Here is a 16457-nt window from a genome sequence, read left to right on the forward strand (position 1 = left end):
ACCCGCCTCAGGTGTTGGTGGCCGGCGAAAGGGCCGGCCGGGGCCGGTGGAACAGCCGCTTGAGCCACAAGTATATGACCGGCGTGGTGAACAGCGTCAGCGCCTGGCTCACCAGCAAACCGCCGACCACGGCGATACCCAGGGGCTGGCGCAGTTCGGCGCCGGTGCCGTAGCCGAGCATCAGCGGCAGGGCGCCGAGCAAGGCGGCCAGGGTGGTCATGATGATCGGCCGGAAGCGGGTGATACAGGCCTGGTAGATGGCCTCTTCAGGAGGCAGGCCGCCGTTGCGCTGGGCTTCCAGGGCGAAGTCGATCATCAGGATGCCGTTCTTCTTGACGATGCCGATCAGCAGCACCAGGCCGATCAGCGCCATGATGGAAAAGTCCTGGCCACAGAGCCAGAGCATCAGCAGGGCGCCGAGCCCCGCCGAAGGCAGGGTGGAAATGATCGTCAGCGGATGCACGAAGCTTTCGTACAGCACCCCGAGAATGATGTACACGGCCACCAGCGCGGCGAGGATCAGGTACGGCTGGCTGGCCAGGGAGCTCTGGAAGGCCTGGGCCGCGCCCTGGAAATTGCCGCTGATGGCCGCTGGCATGCCGATCTCGTTCTTGGCCTGTTGCAGCAGGATCACCGCGTCCCCCAGGGCCACGCCGGGGGCCAGGTTGAACGACAGGTTGGCGGCCGGGAACATGCCGTCGTGAGCGATCGACAGCGGGCCGATGCTGGGCGCATCGAAACGCGCCAGGGCCGACAGCGGGACCATGTCCCCGGTCAACGGCGAACGCAGGTAGAAGTAGTTGAGGCTCTCGGCCTTGCCCCGTTGCTGGGTGTCGAGTTCGAGGATCACGTTGTACTGGTTGATCTCGGTCTGGAACTCGTTGATCTGGCGCTGGCCGAAGGCGTCGTACAGCGCTTGGTCGACATCGCTGGCGGTGAGGCCGAAGCGCGCGGCGGCGGTCCGATCGATATTGATATGGGTGATGCTGCCGCCCAGTTGCAGGTCGTTGGAGACGTCGCGGAACGCCGGGTTGCTGCGTAGCTTCTCGGTCAGGCGCTGGGTCCAGGTGGTCAGGGTCGGGCCGTCGTTGCTTTTCAGCACGTACTGGTACTGGGCGCGGCTGGGGCCGGAACTGAGGTTGATGTCCTGCCCGGCTCGCAGGTACAGGACGATACCGGGCACCTGCATCAGTTGCGGGCGGATGCGGTCGATGAAGGCGCTGGCCGAGACATCCCGGTCGCCACGGTCCTTGAGGGAAATCCAGAAACGGCCGTTGGCAATGGTCTGGTTGCTGCCGGAAACTCCCACCGAATGGGAGAAGGCCTGCACCGCCGGGTCGGCGGCGACGATCTCGGCCAGGGCCTGGTGTTTTTTCACCATGTCCGGGTAGGAAATGTCGGCGGCGGCTTCGGTGGTGCCGAGCACGAAACCGGTGTCCTGCACCGGGAAGAAGCCCTTGGGAATCAGGATATAGCCGGCAATGGCCATGCTCAGGGTCAGGCCGAAAATGCCCAGCATCAGTTTCTGGTGGGCCAGGGCCCGGCGCAGCGCGCGCTCGTAGAGTGCCAGCAGGCGCTCGCCGAAGCCCGGCTTGGCGTGGACCGGGTGCACCGGGGCGCGCATGAACAGGGCGGCCAGGGTGGGCGCTAGCGTCAGCGAGACCAGCACCGAAATCATGATGGTGGAGGTGGCGGTCAGGGCGAACTCCTTGAACAGCCGACCGACCACGCCGCCCATGAACAGCAGGGGAATGAACGCCGCCACCAGGGAGAAACTGATGGAGACCACGGTGAAGCCGATCTCGCCGGCGCCCTTGATCGCCGCCTCGCGCATGCCGTCGCCGGCTTCCAGGTGGCGGTGGATGTTTTCCACCACGACGATGGCGTCGTCGACCACAAAACCCACGGCGATGACGATGGCCACGAGGGTCAGGTTGTTCAGGCTGAAGCCCATCAGGTACATCAGGGCGAAGCTGGCGGTCAGCGATACGCCGAGTACCGCGGAGACGATCAGGGTCGCCGACCACTGGCGCAGGAACAGCGCCATCACCGCCACCACCAGCAGCACCGCGATCAGCAGGGTGATCTCCACCTCGTGCAGCGAGGCGCGGATGGTCTGGGTGCGGTCCACCAGCACCTTGACCTGCACCGACGCCGGCAGCATGGCCTCAAGCCCCGGCAGGGCGGCCTGGATGCGGTCCACGGTGTCGACGATATTGGCCCCGGGCTGACGCGAGATCACCAGGTTGACCCCCGGCTGATCGCCGGACCAGGCCTGGACGTAGGCGTCTTCCGGGCCATTGACCACCCGGGCCACGTCCTGCAGGTGCACCGGTGCGCCGTTCTTGTAGGAAACGATCAGCTGAGCGTATTCCTCGGGATGAAACAGCTGGTCGTTGGTGGACAGGGTGGAGATGCTCGACTCGCCGTACAGCGCGCCCTTGGCCAGGTTGAGGCTGGTTTGCTGGATCGCCAGGCGGATGTCGGCCAGGGTCAGGCCGATGGCCGCCAGTTTGTCCGCCGCGGCCTGGATCCGGATCGCCGGGCGTTGCTGGCCGGTGATGTTGATCTGGCCGACGCCGTCGATCTGGCTGATCTGCCGGGCCAGCAGGGTTTCCGCGTAGTCGCTGAGCTCGGTGCCGGGCATCTGCGTCGAACTGATGCTGAGGATCAGCACCGGGCTGTCGGCCGGGTTGACCTTCCTCCAGGTGGGCAGGGTGGGCATGTCCTTGGGCAGTTTGCCAGCGGCGGTGTTGATCGCCGCCTGCACTTCCTGGGCGGCGGTGTCGATGCTCTTGTTCAGGGTGAACTGCAGGGTCAGCAGGGTCGAGCCCAGGGCGCTGCTGGAAGTCATCTGGGTCATGCCGGGGATGGCGCTGAACTGCACTTCCAGGGGCGTGGCCACCGAGGACGCCATGGTGTCCGGGCTGGCCCCGGGCAGGGAGGCGGAGACCTGGATGGTGGGGAACTCGGCTTCCGGCAGCGGCGCCACCGGCAGGCGTGGAAAGGCGATCGCCCCCAGCAACACCAGGGCCAGGGTCAAGAGCACGGTGGCGACCGGATGGTCGACGCACCAGGCGGACAGGGAGCCGCGCCCCTTCATGGCTTGGGCTCCTGGGCAGGCGCAGACGGCGGGGCATCCAGCACCTGGACCTGGGAGCCGGGCTTGAGCCGCGACTGGCCGTCACTGACCAATATGTCCCCGGCCTGGACCCCGGCAATGATGTTCAGCTCGCTGTCCTGGTACAGCAGCTGCACCGGCACGCGTTCCACCTGCTGGCCCTTGACCCGGAACACGAAGTGCTGATCCAGGCCGCGCTGGACCACCGTGGGCGGCACGGTCAGCGCGCCCTGGTCCAGCGCGGTCTGGATCTTCACGGTCACCAGTTGACCGGGCCAGAGCTTTTGCTGGGGGTTGGCGAACTCTGCCTTGGCGCGCAGGGTGCCGGTGCCGGTATCGATCTGGTTGTCGATCAGGCTCAGATGGCCATTGCCCAGCAGGGCGTCGGCCTTGTTGCTGTCGGTGCCCAGGTAAGCCTGGACCGCTGCCGGGTCCTGGGCGCGAACCAGTTGCTGCAGGGTGGGCAGCATCTGCTGGGGCAGGGAGAACTCGACGGCGATGGGGTCGATCTGGGTCACCGAGAACAGGCCTTGGGCGTCGCTCATGCGCAGGAAGTTGCCTTCGTCCACGGTGCGAATACCCACCCGGCCAGTGACGGGCGAGCGGATCTGGGTGTAGGACAGTTGGACCTGCGCGGCATCGATGGCGGCCTGATTGCCCTGGGCCGTGGCGTTGAGCTGATTGACCAGGGCCGCTTGCTGGTCGTAGGTCTGTTTCGAGACGCCGTCATCCACCGACAGCAGCTTGTAGCGCTTGAGGTTGATCTGCGCCACCTGCAACTGGGCCTGGTTCTGCGCCAGCTGGGCCTTGGCCTGGTCCAGGTTGGCGCGGATCGAGCGGTCATCGAGGGTGGCCAGCAGGTCCCCGGCCTTGACCAGTTGGCCCTCCTTGACCAGCAAGCGAGTGAGGATGCCATCCACCTGGGGACGGATGATCACGCTGTGCAGCGAAAGCACCGTACCGATGCCGCTGACGTAGCGCGGCACATCCTGCTGGACCACCTGCACCACCCGCACCGGAATCGCCGTGGGCGCGGCCAGTCTGGCGGTCGCCGGCTTGTTGAGGAACCAGGCCGCGCCAGCGATGAGAGCCACCAGCAGCGCGGCGGACACGACGGTTTTCTTGGCAATGGGCATAGAGGTCGAGCGCCGGGGTCAATAGTGTCGGAAGGATGGCCATGATCTGTTGACAGTTATAGTCCGGCAACCCGGTCAGCACCGTGACCGCCAGCTGTCAGCGCTGTCAGAAAAGTACGGCCCGGGCGCCGCGCCCCAGGTCAAAGATCGCGGGCGCACAGGTATACTGCCGGCCACCGCAGCCTGTTCCCTGGCGCGGATTATCTTTCTCCCCTGGAGCTTCCATGACTGCCCCTGCACAACCCGCAGCGGATGACGGCCTGAACGTCGATCCCGCGGCCGCCCCGGCCACTCCTGAATCCGAGGCCAAAGCGGCAATTCCGGCGTTCAAGTTTCCGTTCAAGCCGTCCGAGTTCGCCCCGGCCAAGAATGCCCAGCAGCCCTGGTACAAGAACGGCGCCAGCAACGGCCACACCAAGACCCCTGGCGCCGCGCCGCCCGGCACCCGTCGCTCCATGGGCAAACGTTGATATCGCCGACAATCGCAGACATTGCCTCGATTTGCGCTTTTTAAGCGCAATGATGGCTAATTGCTTTAAACCTGAGCTGGATCAGTATTCGTGGCATCAGTGCGCTTAGAGTCAGCAGCCCTGCCGACTCCTCCTAACAATTACGAGCGCGCTTGCCATGAAGATCAACCTGCCGGTTACTGGGCGAAACGTGGACTTTGCCCCTGATGCGAACATCCTTTCGACCACCGATCTGACCAGCGCGATCACCTACGCCAATCCTGATTTCATCAAGATCAGCGGCTACACCCGCGAGGAACTGCTGGGTTCGCCGCACAACCTGCTGCGTCACCCGGACATGCCTTCCGCGGCGTTCGGCCATATGTGGCGCACCCTCAAGAGCGGCCGCTCGTGGATGGGCATGGTCAAGAACCGCTGCAAGAACGGCGACCACTACTGGGTCAGCGCCTACGTCACGCCGGTGACGCGGGACGGTCAGGCGGTGGAGTACCAATCGGTGCGCACCAAGCCCAGCGCGCAACAGATCGACGCCGCGGAGCGGGCCTATGCCCGGCTCAGGGAGGGCGGGCGTTCAGGCTGGAGCCTGCTGCCGGTGGTGAGCCTGCGCTTGCGCCTGTGGGCCGCCATCAGCGCCGGTTTTATCGGCTGCTTCGGGGTTTCAGCGTGGCTGCTGCCCGAGTCCTGGATGCTCCAGGGCGCGGTGATGGCCATGGGCTGGTGCCTGAGCCTGGTGGCGGTCGGTGTGCAAATGCGTCCGCTGGATCGCCTCGCCGAGCGCGCCCGGCAGATCGGCGACAACCCACTGAGCCAGGGCATCTACACCGGTCGTGCGGACGAGTTCGGCCGTATCGAGTTCGCCTTGCAGATGCTCGAAGCCCAGGTTGGAGCCGTGGTGGGGCGCATTGGCGACGCCTCCCAGCGTCTGGCCGGGCATGCCGCGGAGCTGGTGGAGCATCTGCACAGCAGTCATAACAGCACCCTGGAGCAGCAGGCGGAAACCGATCAGGTGGCGGCCGCCATTCATCAGATGGCCGCCAGCGTGGCCGAGGTCGCCACCCATGCCCAACAGGCATCGGTGGCGGCCGATCAGGCGGAAAGCGAAACCCGCGAAGGTCATCAACTGGTGGGCGAAAGCCGCAGCGCGGTGCTGCGCCTGGCCAGCGAGCTGGAGCGGGCCACCGAGGTCATCCATCAGCTGGAGGGCCACAGCACGGATATTTCCGGGGTGCTGGAGGTGATTCGCAGCATTGCCGAACAGACCAACCTGCTGGCCCTGAATGCGGCCATCGAGGCGGCGCGGGCCGGCGAGCAGGGGCGCGGCTTTGCCGTGGTGGCCGATGAGGTGCGTGGCCTGGCCCAGCGGACCCAGGATTCCACCAACGAGATCCAGCGCATGATCAGCACCCTGCAAAACGCCGCGCGCCATGCGGTGGAGGCCATGCAGCACAGCAGCGCGCATGTGGAAAGCAGCGTCGACCAGGCCCAGCGCGCGGCGGTGGCCCTGGACGGGATCAGCCAGCGGGTCAACCAGATCACCGAGATGAGCCTGCAGATTGCCGCGGCGGTGGAAGAGCAGAGCGCGGTCAGCGAGGACATCAACCGCAACATCATGGGCATCCGCCATGCCTGCGAGGTCACGGTCAATGCCGGCCAGCTCAGCCACGTCAATTCAGGCGACGTGGCCGGGCTGGCGGGTGATCTGCGCCAGCTGGCCCAGGAGTTCTGGCATAAGCGTGGCTAGGCCGCTGCGCGGATCGCCCGCCAGCCGGCGCCGTTGGTTCAGGCGGCGCGCAGGGAGATGAAGGCGTAGTCCTGGCCGGCAGTGCTGACCACCTGGGCACCGGCGGCCAGCACCTGGCTGGCGATGTCGTCGCCGGACAGGTGAAAGCGCCAAGGCTGGCTCGCGCTCTGCGGGGGAGCGGCGCGGACCTGGTCGATGGCGTCGGCCAGGGCGTTCATGTCGGGCAGGTAAGCAGTGAAACCGTCGCCCTTGAGAGCCGTGGTGCGTATCCCCAGCAAGGCGCAGATGGCTTCCTTGGTGTGGATGTCGTCACGGTCGGCCTGGCGCGAGCGCGCGATCAGCTCCGCCAGCTCCTGGTCCACCAGTTCCCCGCCGAGGATCAGTGGCGGGCCCTGTTCCCATGAGTGCGGCGGGCACTCCTTGGCCAGTGGGTTGAGCGGAATGTGCGGGTTGATTTCCATCGGATAGATGCGACACACCAGCGGTCGCCGCTCGTAGATGCGACAGCGCGACTCTTCGTCAAGATTCCGGCAGGGGCCGACGTTGTAGGCGGCGAAAGTGATCGCCACATAGGCCTCGGCGCTGCCACTGAGCACCCGGCAGGAACGGCGTTGCGCATGTTCGCGCTGCGCTACCGGCAGGCCCAGGCCATTGCCGAGAAAGGCTTCCACCAGGACGATCACCTGACCGCCGTCAGCCGCCCAGGCCCGGGCTTCCGTGAGGGTCAGGGGCACGTGGTGATCGCTGCAGCACTTGCCGCAACCAACGCAGGAAAACTGGGTGTTCATGGATCGGGGAACCCTTCTGGGGCGATGGGGATGGCGTCGAAAAAAACACGTCGGCGCGGCTGGAGCAGGGGGCCAAGCAAGTTGCACGCCACCCTCCGCGGCTGGCGGGGTGGGCCGTGCCGATGTTCAGGAACCCTGTGGCACGCGCTCGCGACGCAGGATCTGCATGCCGGCGCTTTCATACAAACGGCGGGCTCGCCGGTTGTCTTCCAGAACCCGCAGATCGACGAAGCCTTCCCTGCGTTCGGCGAACATCACGAAGGCCTGCTCCAGCAGGGCCCGGCCCACGCCCTGGCCACGGGCGCGGGGATGCACCACCAGATCCTTGATGTAGGCACTGGTCCAGCATTGGGCGACCCCGATCAGTCCGCTGGCATCGCGGGCCAGCAGACAGAGTTGCGGATCGTATTCGGCATCGTTCTCGAATGACTGGCGCCAGCGGTCCAGGGTCGGCACGCTGCCGCCGCCGTCCTGGTAGCCCAGGTGCATCAGCTGATGCACTTGGGCGGCCAGCTCGGGCTGGTAGTGCAGCACCGTGACCCCGGGCGGCCACTGCGGGACGGCCTGCGGGCGGGAGAGATCGCGACGCAGCAGCAGGCAGTGGATCTCGCTCATGGCTCAGGCCGCCTGGGTGGCGATGGTTTTGGCGGCGTCGATCAGGCAGCGGGTCAGTTCCGGCGAGGAGAACTTGGTGAGTACCGCATTGGCCCCGGCCAGACGCGCTTTTTCACTGTTCATGGCGCTGTCCAGGGAGGTGTGCAGCAACACGTAGAGGTGAGCGAAGTCCGGGGTTTCCCGCAGGGTCCGGGTCAGGGCGTAGCCGTCCATTTCCGACATCTCGATGTCCGAGACGATCAGGTTGATTTCGTTGGCCGTGCCCTGCAGTTCCAGCAGGCAGTCGATAGCCTCCTTGGCACTGCGGGCGGTGTGGCACTGCAGGCCGAGGTTGCGCAGGGTGTGCACCGATTGCTGCAGCGCCACCTGGCTGTCGTCCACCACCAGGATCCGCGCGTTGCCCAGGACTTCGGCGTCTTCCATGCTCAGCTCGGTGGGCGCCAGCTCGATCTGGGCCGGGGCAATGCCGTGGATCACCTTCTCGATGTCCAGCACCTGCACCAGGGTGCCGTCCACCTGGGTCACGCCGGTGATGTAGGACTTGATACCGCCGGAACCAAAGGGCGGCGGGCGGATATCGGTGGTCAGGCAATGCACGATCTTGCTCACCGCCTGCACGTGCAGGCCCTGCTTGGAGCGGCTGACGTCGGTGACGATCAGGCAGCCGCTGTCGGGGTCGGCCAGAGGGCGTTCGCCAATGGCTCGGCTCAGGTCGATCACCGACAGCGAGTTGCCGCGCAGGGTGGCGATGCCTTTCACATGGGGGTGGGATTCCGGCAGCTTGGTCAGCGGCGGGCAGGGAATGATTTCACTGACTTTAAGCAGGTTGATTGCCATCAGCTTGCCGCTGCGCAAGGTAAACAGCAGAAGCGAAAGCGAATCTGCGCGGGCTTTGTTGGAGGACATAAAAACCTTCTCTGAAAAAGTTGGCGTGTGGCTCGACCCACGCAACACCATTGATAACGGGTTATCGACGTATTCAGGGCAGGCTTTAGCGGTGTTCCTGCTTTCCGTCGGCGCAGGGCGGGGCAGTGGATCCGTGCTCTGCCCTTCGCTGGCAAGCCAGCTCCTGCGACCCAACCCTGGTGTTCTAGCGCAGGCCCAGGCGCTTGGCCAGACGGCTGAGGTTGGCTCTGTCCAAGCCTAGCTCACGGGCAGCACTGGCCCAGTTGTGCTGGTGCCGTTCCAGGCAGGCGTTGATCAGTTGGCGTTGATAGTGCTCGGTGGCCTGGCGGAGGTCACCGTTGAGGGGCGCCGATGGGGCGGTGTCAAGGGTGGTGTCAAGGGTGCTGTCAAGGGTTAGCTCGGCGATGTCCGGCGCTTTCTCGCTGATCCTGGGCAGGTCCAGGTCGGCGGCATCCAGGCTGAGAATCCTCGGTCGTTCGCGGCAGTTGCCCAAGGCCTTGAGGGCGCTGCGGCCGATCAGGTGCTCAAGCTCGCGAACGTTGCCCGGCCAGTGGTAGCCCAGCAGCGCCTGCTGCGCATCGGCGCTCAGCCGCAGGCTGCCCAGGCCCATGCGCGAACGGTTCTGCTCCAGGAAGTAACCGCTGAGCAGCAGCACGTCGCGACCCCGCTCGCGCAGGGCCGGCACCCGCAGCGGGTAGACGCTGAGGCGGTGGTAGAAGTCGGCGCGATAGCGTCCGCTGCGCACTTCTTCGGCCAGGTCGCGGTTGGTGGCGGCGATCAGGCGCACGTCCACCTGATGCTCCTTGTCCGAACCCAGGCGCTGCAATTGTCCGCTCTGCAACACCCGCAACAGTTTGGCCTGGACCGTGAGCGACAGTTCGCCCACCTCATCGAGAAACAGCGTGCCGCCATTGGCCAGCTCGAATTTGCCTCGCCGATCCTGGGTGGCGCCGGTGAAGGCGCCGCGCACATGGCCGAACAGTTCGCTTTCCACCAGGGTGTCGGGCAGGGCCGCGCAGTTGAGGCTGATGATCGGCTGTTCGGCCCGGGGCGAGGCGGCGTGAATGGCCTGGGCCACCAACTCCTTGCCGACGCCGGTTTCACCGGTGATCAGTACCGTCAGGTCGCTGCCGCCCACCAGGCTGATTTCTTCCAGCAGGCGCTTGTGGGCCTTGCTCTGGCCGATCATCTCGCGCTGCTGTCCACTGGCCTGGCGATAGACCTCGGCCCGTTGATGCTCGTTTTCGGCCCGCAGCGCCAGGCGTTCGATGCGCTCGGCGGCACTGACGGTGGCCGCGGCGAGGCTGGCGAAGGCTTGCAGGGCGTCCAGCTCGATGGGCTCGAAACGCTGCGGGTCCAGGGCATCGAGGGTCAGCAGGCCCCAGGGCCGCTCATCGACGAACAGCGGGCAGCCCATGCAGTCATGCACTTCCAGGTGGTCGTCAAGACCTTCCACCAGGCCGTCATAGGGATCGGGCAGCTCACTGTCGCTGGCAAAACGGGTCGGGCCCGGGCTGGCGAGCAGGGCGGCAAAGCGTGGGTGCTCGCTGACCTTGAAGCGGCGGCCCAGGGTGTCGGTGCTCAGGCCGTCCACCGCCAGCGGCACCAGCCATTCACCATCCAGGCGCAGCAGCGCGGCGGCGTCGCAGGGCAGCAGGGCGCGCAAGGCTTCCAGCAGGCGGCGGTAACGTTCGCCCTCGGGCAGTTCCCGGGACAGGTCGGTCACCAGGGGGAGCAGGGTCGTGAGCAGGGATTTTGCGGTCATAATGACTCCGTCTAGTCTTAATGACTATAAGTGCATTGCTGTCTTTATGACTAAATTAATTTTAAATTGTTGATTTATAACGATTTTAATCTTGGCATGAAAACTGACTGGATAAGGGAAACCTGCAAGCAGTCATAAAGTCCAGGAGTTGTCCTTATGCTAAGCGTTCAAGATCGCGCCATCATCAAAGCCACTGTGCCCCTGCTGGAAAGCGGTGGCGAAGCCCTGATTACCCATTTCTACCGGATGATGCTGTCCGAGTACCCCCAGGTGCGCCCGCTGTTCAATCAGGCCCACCAGGCCAGTGGCGATCAGCCTCGCGCCCTGGCCAACGGGGTACTGATGTATGCCCGGCACATCGACCAGTTGGATCAACTGGGGGATCTGGTGGCCAAGATCATCAACAAGCATGTGGCCCTGCAGATCCTGCCGGAGCATTACCCCATTGTGGGGGGCTGCCTGTTGCGGGCCATTTCCGAAGTGCTGGGCAGCGAGATTGCCACTCCTGAAGTGATCGCTGCCTGGGGCGCGGCCTATAACCAGTTGGCGGATATCCTGATCGGTGCCGAGTCGGCGATCTACGAGCAGAAGGCCCAGGCTCCGGGCGGCTGGCGCGGCGCGCGGGCATTCAAGCTGGTGCAGAAGGTGCAGGAGAGCGCGGAAATCACTTCCTTGTATTTGGAGCCGCTGGATCAGGGGCCGATCCTCGCCGCCGAGCCGGGCCAGTACATCGGCTTGCAGCTGTTCATCGACGGGCAGGAGGTGCGGCGCAACTACTCCCTGTCGGCACTTTCCAACCAGGGGCAGTACCGCATCAGCGTCAAGCGCGAACCCGGGGGCGTGGTGTCCAACTACCTGCACGACCAATGCGTGGTGGGCACGAGCATCATGCTGTTCCCGCCGGCCGGCGAGTTCACCTTGCAGCCCAGCGACAAGCCACTGGTGCTGATCAGTGGCGGCGTGGGCATCACCCCAACCCTGCCGATGCTGGAGGCGGCGCTGGCCACCGAGTGCCCGGTGCATTTCATCCACTGCGCGCGCAATGGCCAGGTGCATGCGTTCCGTGACTGGGTCGACGAACTGGCCCAGCGTTATCCACAGCTCAAGCGCTTCTACTGTTATGCCGAGGACGACGGCGTCAGCCCGGCGGCGGACAAACTGGGGCTGCTGACCCGGGAGCAGTTGGCCGACTGGTTGCCGCAGCAGCGAGATCTGGACGCCTACTTCCTCGGTCCCAAGGGCTTCATGGCGGCCATCAAGCGTCACCTCAAGGCCCTGGGCATTCCCGAGCAACAGAGCCGTTATGAGTTCTTCGGCCCGGCGGCGGCCCTGGAATAACCCAACCATCGGCGCCTGCCAACACAAGCCGGCCCTGCAACGGGGCTGGCTTGTTAATCCTTGCTTAACCTGCCTGACGTTAATTCCCCCTCGATGCCGGGATGGCGCTGCCATGCCGGCCCTTTCATTCATGTGTCCCCCAGGCCCGTAAACCTTGGGTGTTGCCTGCGATGCCATGCATTCAAAGGTCATGATCAGCGTGTAGACTTCCGGGCACCCGATGGCAATCAGATCAACTTCGCAATTCAACCCGCGTGACAAGCACGGCCACGCCGGTTGAGCAGACAACAGAAAAAGGAATAGGGATGAGTGACGACAGACTGCGTTTAGGACGTGAACGGCGCTTCCTGGTACTGCTGGGGATTATCTGCCTGGCGCTGATCGGCGGGGCCCTGTACCTGCAGGTGGTGCTGGGCGAGGCGCCTTGCCCGCTGTGTATCCTGCAACGCTATGCCTTGCTGCTGATCGCTCTGTTCGCCTTTATCGGGGCGGCCCTGAGTTCGCGACGTGGGGTGACGGTGATGGAGACCCTGGTGGTCATCAGCGCCATCGCGGGGGCCGGGGTGGCCGGGCACCATGTGTACACCCAGTTCTACCCGGCGGTGAGTTGCGGCATCGATGTGCTGCAGCCCTTTGTCGACAGTCTGCCGCTGGCGAGCATCTTTCCCCTGGTCTTCCAGGTGGACGGTTTCTGCTCTACGCCCTATCCGCCGATCCTGGGCCTGTCCCTGGCGCAATGGGCACTGCTGGCATTCGTGCTGACGGTGATCCTGGTGCCCCTGGGCGTGGTTCGCAACCGCAAGAAAACCTACTGATTCACCCGGAAAAGCCCCGGTCCCTCAACAGGGGCCGGGGCTTTTTCATGTCGCTCATCCAGCGCTTGAAAAGTCCGTGATGTGCGGCAAGGGAAGGGGCGGTAAAAGTGCGACATGTTGTCACACTGTCGCGGTCGCACAGGGCCGGAGGGAGGCCGATAACAGACTGCTGAGCGGGCTGTCGGTTCCCCTGAAGTCTGTCATTTTGTGTAAATCGCCAGGCTGGGTTAAATCCATAGCCTGCTATCTATACATCTCTTCACAAAGCCCGTTTTACGGGGGTTGAAGCCCCATCCAAGGCGGCTTTCAGCGGCTTGTTCAGCCGGTTGAAAGGGGGCGCTGGGAGTCCCTTTTGCGGCTTTTTATTGAGAATGAAAATCGATATGGTTGCGATCCCTCGCAATAATCGTGAGGGATTGTTGCGTCCCGGGATAAAAATTATTTCGGGATAAGACATGGTTTATGAAACGCGACATATCTACAATCGCACGCACTGAATTTCCGACGCTGCTCATCCCTGAGCACACGAGGACGGTCGAGGGGCGGATTGAGCGCTCCGTGCGACTGCGGGTGTCGGCGCCTTCCAAACTTCCGCACCAAATGGAATTGGTCTGTAACAAGGCCTTTGACCACGAGATCGAATAAGAACCACTGCTAGCCCGGGATGTGTCGTTGAGCGTTTAACGCAACGGGCAGGCCCTTATTCAATTGAAGAAAAATGCCAACCCTTGGCAGGGTGAAGTGTTGGCGATCAAAACCCAACTGCATTGCGCAAGCTGCTTTAGAGGTCGTGAGATGAGTAAAAACAGGTACCCCAGATTACTAGGCTTATTGCCGCTGCTCGGCATGTTAATGCTGGGAGGCTGCAAATGGACCTTGCTTGATCCCAAAGGTCAGGTTGGTCTGGATGAACGAAACCTGATCATCACGGCAACCATTCTGATGCTGCTGGTGGTTGTGCCGGTCATTCTCATGACCTTCGCCTTCGCCTGGAAATACCGCGCCTCGAACAAGGACGCGACCTACGCGCCGAAGTGGTCCCACTCCACCAAGATCGAGATCGCGGTGTGGCTGGTTCCGGTGCTGATCATCATTGCCCTGGGTTATGTCACCTACAAGTCGACCCACGCCCTGGACCCTTATCGCCCGATCGAATCCGACGTCAAGCCGGTGACCATCGAGGTGGTGGCCATGGACTGGAAGTGGCTGTTCATCTACCCCGACCAAGGCATCGCCACCGTCAACAAGATCGTGTTCCCGGCTCATACCCCGGTGAACTTCCGTGTCACCTCCGACACCGTGATGAACTCGTTCTTCATCCCGGGCCTGGGCGGCCAGATCTACGCCATGGCGGGCATGACCACCAAGCTGCACCTGATTGCCAACCAGAACACCGAACTTGAAGGTATCTCCGCCAACTACAGCGGCGCGGGTTTTACCGGCATGAAGTTCAAAGCGATCGCTACCAGTCAGGAAGATTTCGACGCCTGGGTAAACGAAGTCAAGAAGGCACCTAAACAGCTGGATACCGCTGAATACGAAGCCCTTTCCAAGCCGAGCCAGAACAATCCTGTCGAGCTCTACTCCGCTTACGCGCCAAACCTGTTCCAGACCGTCATCGACAAGTATGAAGGCATGAAACCGGGCAAGCCGCTCAAGCACGAGAAGAAAGAAAAGGAAGTGGCCGCAACCGAAGGGATGGACGTGAGTTCGCATTCAGCTGCCGGGGCAGAGGAGTAAACGATGTTTGGTAAATTAAGTCTGGAAGCGATACCGTTCCACGAGCCGATCGTCATGGTGACCGTTGCCATGATTCTGCTCGGTGGTCTGGCGCTGTTCGCGGCAATCACCTACTTCAAGAAGTGGACCTACCTGTGGACCGAGTGGCTGACGTCCGTCGACCACAAGAAAATCGGTGTGATGTACATCATCGTCGCCATGGTCATGCTGCTGCGTGGCTTCGCCGACGCCATCATGATGCGTACCCAGCTGGCCATGGCCACCGAGGGTTCGCCTGGCTACCTGCCACCTGAACACTATGACCAGATCTTCACCGCCCACGGTGTGATCATGATCATCTTCATGGCGATGCCTTTCTTCACCGGCCTGATGAACCTGGTCGTGCCGCTGCAGATCGGCGCGCGTGACGTGGCCTATCCGTTCCTCAACTCCCTGAGCTTCTGGCTGCTGGTATCGGGCGTGGTGCTGATCAACCTGTCCCTGGGCGTTGGCGAATTCGCCAAGACCGGCTGGGTTGCCTATCCGCCGCTGTCGGGCCTGCAATACAGTCCGGGCGTGGGTGTGGACTACTACATCTGGGCGCTGCAGCTATCGGGTCTGGGGACAACGCTGACGGGGGTCAACTTCCTGGCCACCGTGCTGAAAATGCGTACCCCTGGCATGAAGATGATGGACATGCCGATCTTCACCTGGACCTGCACCTGGGCCAACGTGCTGATCGTGGCTTCGTTCCCGATCCTCACCGCCACCCTGGCACTGCTGACGCTTGACCGTTACATGGATTTCCACATTTTCACCAATGAACTTGGTGGCAATCCAATGATGTACGTGAACCTGTTCTGGGCCTGGGGTCACCCCGAGGTGTACATCCTGATCCTGCCGGCGTTCGGTATCTTCTCCGAAGTGATCTCGACCTTCTCCGGCAAGCGCCTGTTCGGCCACCACTCGATGATCTACGCCTCCGGCGCGATCTCGATCCTGGGCTTCATGGTCTGGCTGCACCACTTCTTCACCATGGGTTCGGGGGCCAGCGTCAACGCCTTCTTCGGCCTGGCGACCATGCTGATCTCGATCCCGACCGGGGTGAAGCTGTTCAACTGGCTGTTCACCATCTACCACGGCCGTCTGCGCATCACCAGCCAGGTTCTGTGGACCCTGGGCTTCATGGTGACCTTCGCCATCGGCGGCATGACCGGCGTACTGCTGGCCATCCCGGGTGCGGACTTCGTGCTGCACAACAGCCTGTTCGTGATCGCGCACTTCCATAACGTGATCATCGGCGGCGCGGTATTCGGCTACATCGCCGGCTTCAGCTTCTACTTCCCGAAAGCCTTCGGCTTCAAGCTGCATGAAGGTTGGGGCAAGGCTGCGTTCTGGTTCTGGATCTCGGGCTTCTTCGTTGCCTTCATGCCGCTCTACGCACTGGGCTTCATGGGCATGACCCGTCGTCTGAACGCCACCACCAACCCTGAGTGGGTGCCATACCTGTACGTGGCCATGGTGGGTGCGCTGATGATCGCCGTGGGCATCGCCTGCCAGCTGATCCAGCTGTACGTCAGCGTGCGTGACCGCAAGCAGAACATGTGTGTGTCCGGCGACCCTTGGAACGCCCATACCCTGGAATGGTCGACTTCGTCGCCACCGCCGTTCTACAACTTCGCGGTACTGCCGAAAGCCGAAGGCATCGACCCGTTCACCGAAGCCAAGGAAAACGGCACTGCCTACGCGCAGCCTGGCCGCTACCAGCCGATCCACATGCCCAACAACACCGCTACCGGTGTGGTCATGGGGGCTCTGCTGACCGTGTTCGGTTTCGCCATGATCTGGCACATCTGGTGGCTGGCCATCGCAAGCCTGGCCGGCACCGTGATCTATTTCGCGATCCACGCTGCCCGTGATGATCAAGGCTACATGGTGCCGGTCGAGACGATCGAACGCATCGAAGCCGAGCAGCACAAGCGTCTGGTATCGGAGAACAAGATCCCGGCTACCCGTGTTGAAACCTCGTTGGAACAGGCTTAA

12 protein-coding genes and 1 pseudogene are annotated in these 16457 nt (G+C 63.3%); 7 read left to right on the plus strand and 6 right to left on the minus strand.

Annotated elements, in window-relative coordinates; translation table 11 throughout:
• Nucleotides 1-7 precede the first annotated feature (7 nt).
• Nucleotides 8-3103, minus strand: coding sequence for a multidrug efflux RND transporter permease subunit (locus GGI48_RS21225; protein ID WP_179599917.1), 3096 nt, complete (start codon nt 3101-3103; stop codon nt 8-10).
• Entirely contained in the window at nt 3100-4257 is a 1158-nt protein-coding gene (locus GGI48_RS21230; protein ID WP_179599918.1) for an efflux RND transporter periplasmic adaptor subunit, read from the minus strand. Before GGI48_RS21230 ends, GGI48_RS21225 begins: the two co-directional genes overlap by 4 nt.
• A gap of 224 nt (nt 4258-4481) precedes the next feature.
• On the opposite strand from GGI48_RS21230, the gene GGI48_RS21235 reads away from it, so the two are divergent.
• The 3 genes and pseudogenes from GGI48_RS21235 (at nt 4482) to GGI48_RS21240 (ending at nt 6468) form a co-directional block, all read left to right on the plus strand.
• Nucleotides 4482-4727, plus strand: coding sequence for a hypothetical protein (locus GGI48_RS21235; protein WP_016964590.1), 246 nt, complete (start codon nt 4482-4484; stop codon nt 4725-4727).
• Between the two features lie 157 nt (nt 4728-4884).
• Nucleotides 4885-5166, plus strand: a pseudogene (locus GGI48_RS31580) (PAS domain-containing protein); the annotation flags it as partial.
• A 246-nt stretch (nt 5167-5412) separates the two neighbouring features.
• Nucleotides 5413-6468: a methyl-accepting chemotaxis protein gene (locus tag GGI48_RS21240; RefSeq protein ID WP_372840895.1), complete on the plus strand. Its 1056-nt coding sequence runs from the start codon at nt 5413-5415 to the stop codon at nt 6466-6468.
• 38 nt (nt 6469-6506) lie between these two features.
• Here the strand turns inward: GGI48_RS21240 and GGI48_RS21245 are convergent, their stop codons facing one another.
• The 4 genes from GGI48_RS21245 to norR all read right to left on the minus strand — a co-directional run bounded on the left by GGI48_RS21245 (nt 6507) and on the right by norR (nt 10542).
• Nucleotides 6507-7256, minus strand: a complete 750-nt coding sequence (locus GGI48_RS21245; protein WP_047306003.1) for a YkgJ family cysteine cluster protein — start codon at nt 7254-7256, stop codon at nt 6507-6509.
• A 126-nt stretch (nt 7257-7382) separates the two neighbouring features.
• Nucleotides 7383-7871: a GNAT family N-acetyltransferase gene (locus tag GGI48_RS21250; RefSeq protein ID WP_103740496.1), complete on the minus strand. Its 489-nt coding sequence runs from the start codon at nt 7869-7871 to the stop codon at nt 7383-7385.
• A 3-nt stretch (nt 7872-7874) separates the two neighbouring features.
• Complete coding sequence (locus GGI48_RS21255) at nt 7875-8777, minus strand: chemotaxis protein CheV (RefSeq protein WP_179599920.1); 903 nt, start codon at nt 8775-8777, stop codon at nt 7875-7877.
• Nucleotides 8778-8961: 184 nt separating this feature from the next.
• Nucleotides 8962-10542 carry a nitric oxide reductase transcriptional regulator NorR gene (gene norR / locus GGI48_RS21260; RefSeq protein WP_179599922.1) on the minus strand — a complete coding sequence of 527 codons (1581 nt, stop codon included), beginning with the start codon at nt 10540-10542 and terminating at the stop codon, nt 8962-8964.
• A 156-nt stretch (nt 10543-10698) separates the two neighbouring features.
• On the opposite strand from norR, the gene hmpA reads away from it, so the two are divergent.
• The 4 genes from hmpA (at nt 10699) to cyoB (ending at nt 16457) form a co-directional block, all read left to right on the plus strand.
• A complete protein-coding gene (gene hmpA, locus GGI48_RS21265) occupies nt 10699-11880 on the plus strand; it encodes an NO-inducible flavohemoprotein (protein WP_179599923.1) in 1182 nt (393 codons plus the stop codon).
• Nucleotides 11881-12185: 305 nt separating this feature from the next.
• Nucleotides 12186-12695 (plus strand): disulfide bond formation protein B, encoded by a 510-nt coding sequence (locus GGI48_RS21270; RefSeq protein ID WP_016964597.1) that lies wholly within the window; start codon nt 12186-12188, stop codon nt 12693-12695.
• 795 nt (nt 12696-13490) lie between these two features.
• Nucleotides 13491-14435 carry a ubiquinol oxidase subunit II gene (cyoA, locus tag GGI48_RS21275; protein WP_016964599.1) on the plus strand — a complete coding sequence of 315 codons (945 nt, stop codon included), beginning with the start codon at nt 13491-13493 and terminating at the stop codon, nt 14433-14435.
• A gap of 3 nt (nt 14436-14438) precedes the next feature.
• Entirely contained in the window at nt 14439-16457 is a 2019-nt protein-coding gene (gene cyoB, locus GGI48_RS21280) for a cytochrome o ubiquinol oxidase subunit I (protein WP_016964600.1), read from the plus strand.

Origin of the sequence: Pseudomonas protegens (assembly GCF_013407925.2) — a bacterium.
Lineage (GTDB): Bacteria > Pseudomonadota > Gammaproteobacteria > Pseudomonadales > Pseudomonadaceae > Aquipseudomonas > Aquipseudomonas fluorescens_AP.

What these genes read in the sequence shown, in the direction of transcription:
- GGI48_RS21225 (WP_179599917.1), bottom strand. Translation starts at nt 3,103, where the DNA reads ATGAAGGGGCGCGGCTCCCTGTCCGCCTGGTGCGTCGACCATCCGGTC.
- GGI48_RS21230 (WP_179599918.1), bottom strand. Translation starts at nt 4,257, where the DNA reads ATGCCCATTGCCAAGAAAACCGTCGTGTCCGCCGCGCTGCTGGTGGCT.
- GGI48_RS21235 (WP_016964590.1), top strand. Translation starts at nt 4,482, where the DNA reads ATGACTGCCCCTGCACAACCCGCAGCGGATGACGGCCTGAACGTCGAT.
- GGI48_RS21240 (WP_372840895.1), top strand. Translation starts at nt 5,413, where the DNA reads ATGCTCCAGGGCGCGGTGATGGCCATGGGCTGGTGCCTGAGCCTGGTG.
- GGI48_RS21245 (WP_047306003.1), bottom strand. Translation starts at nt 7,256, where the DNA reads ATGAACACCCAGTTTTCCTGCGTTGGTTGCGGCAAGTGCTGCAGCGAT.
- GGI48_RS21250 (WP_103740496.1), bottom strand. Translation starts at nt 7,871, where the DNA reads ATGAGCGAGATCCACTGCCTGCTGCTGCGTCGCGATCTCTCCCGCCCG.
- GGI48_RS21255 (WP_179599920.1), bottom strand. Translation starts at nt 8,777, where the DNA reads ATGTCCTCCAACAAAGCCCGCGCAGATTCGCTTTCGCTTCTGCTGTTT.
- norR (WP_179599922.1), bottom strand. Translation starts at nt 10,542, where the DNA reads ATGACCGCAAAATCCCTGCTCACGACCCTGCTCCCCCTGGTGACCGAC.
- hmpA (WP_179599923.1), top strand. Translation starts at nt 10,699, where the DNA reads ATGCTAAGCGTTCAAGATCGCGCCATCATCAAAGCCACTGTGCCCCTG.
- GGI48_RS21270 (WP_016964597.1), top strand. Translation starts at nt 12,186, where the DNA reads ATGAGTGACGACAGACTGCGTTTAGGACGTGAACGGCGCTTCCTGGTA.
- cyoA (WP_016964599.1), top strand. Translation starts at nt 13,491, where the DNA reads ATGAGTAAAAACAGGTACCCCAGATTACTAGGCTTATTGCCGCTGCTC.
- cyoB (WP_016964600.1), top strand. Translation starts at nt 14,439, where the DNA reads ATGTTTGGTAAATTAAGTCTGGAAGCGATACCGTTCCACGAGCCGATC.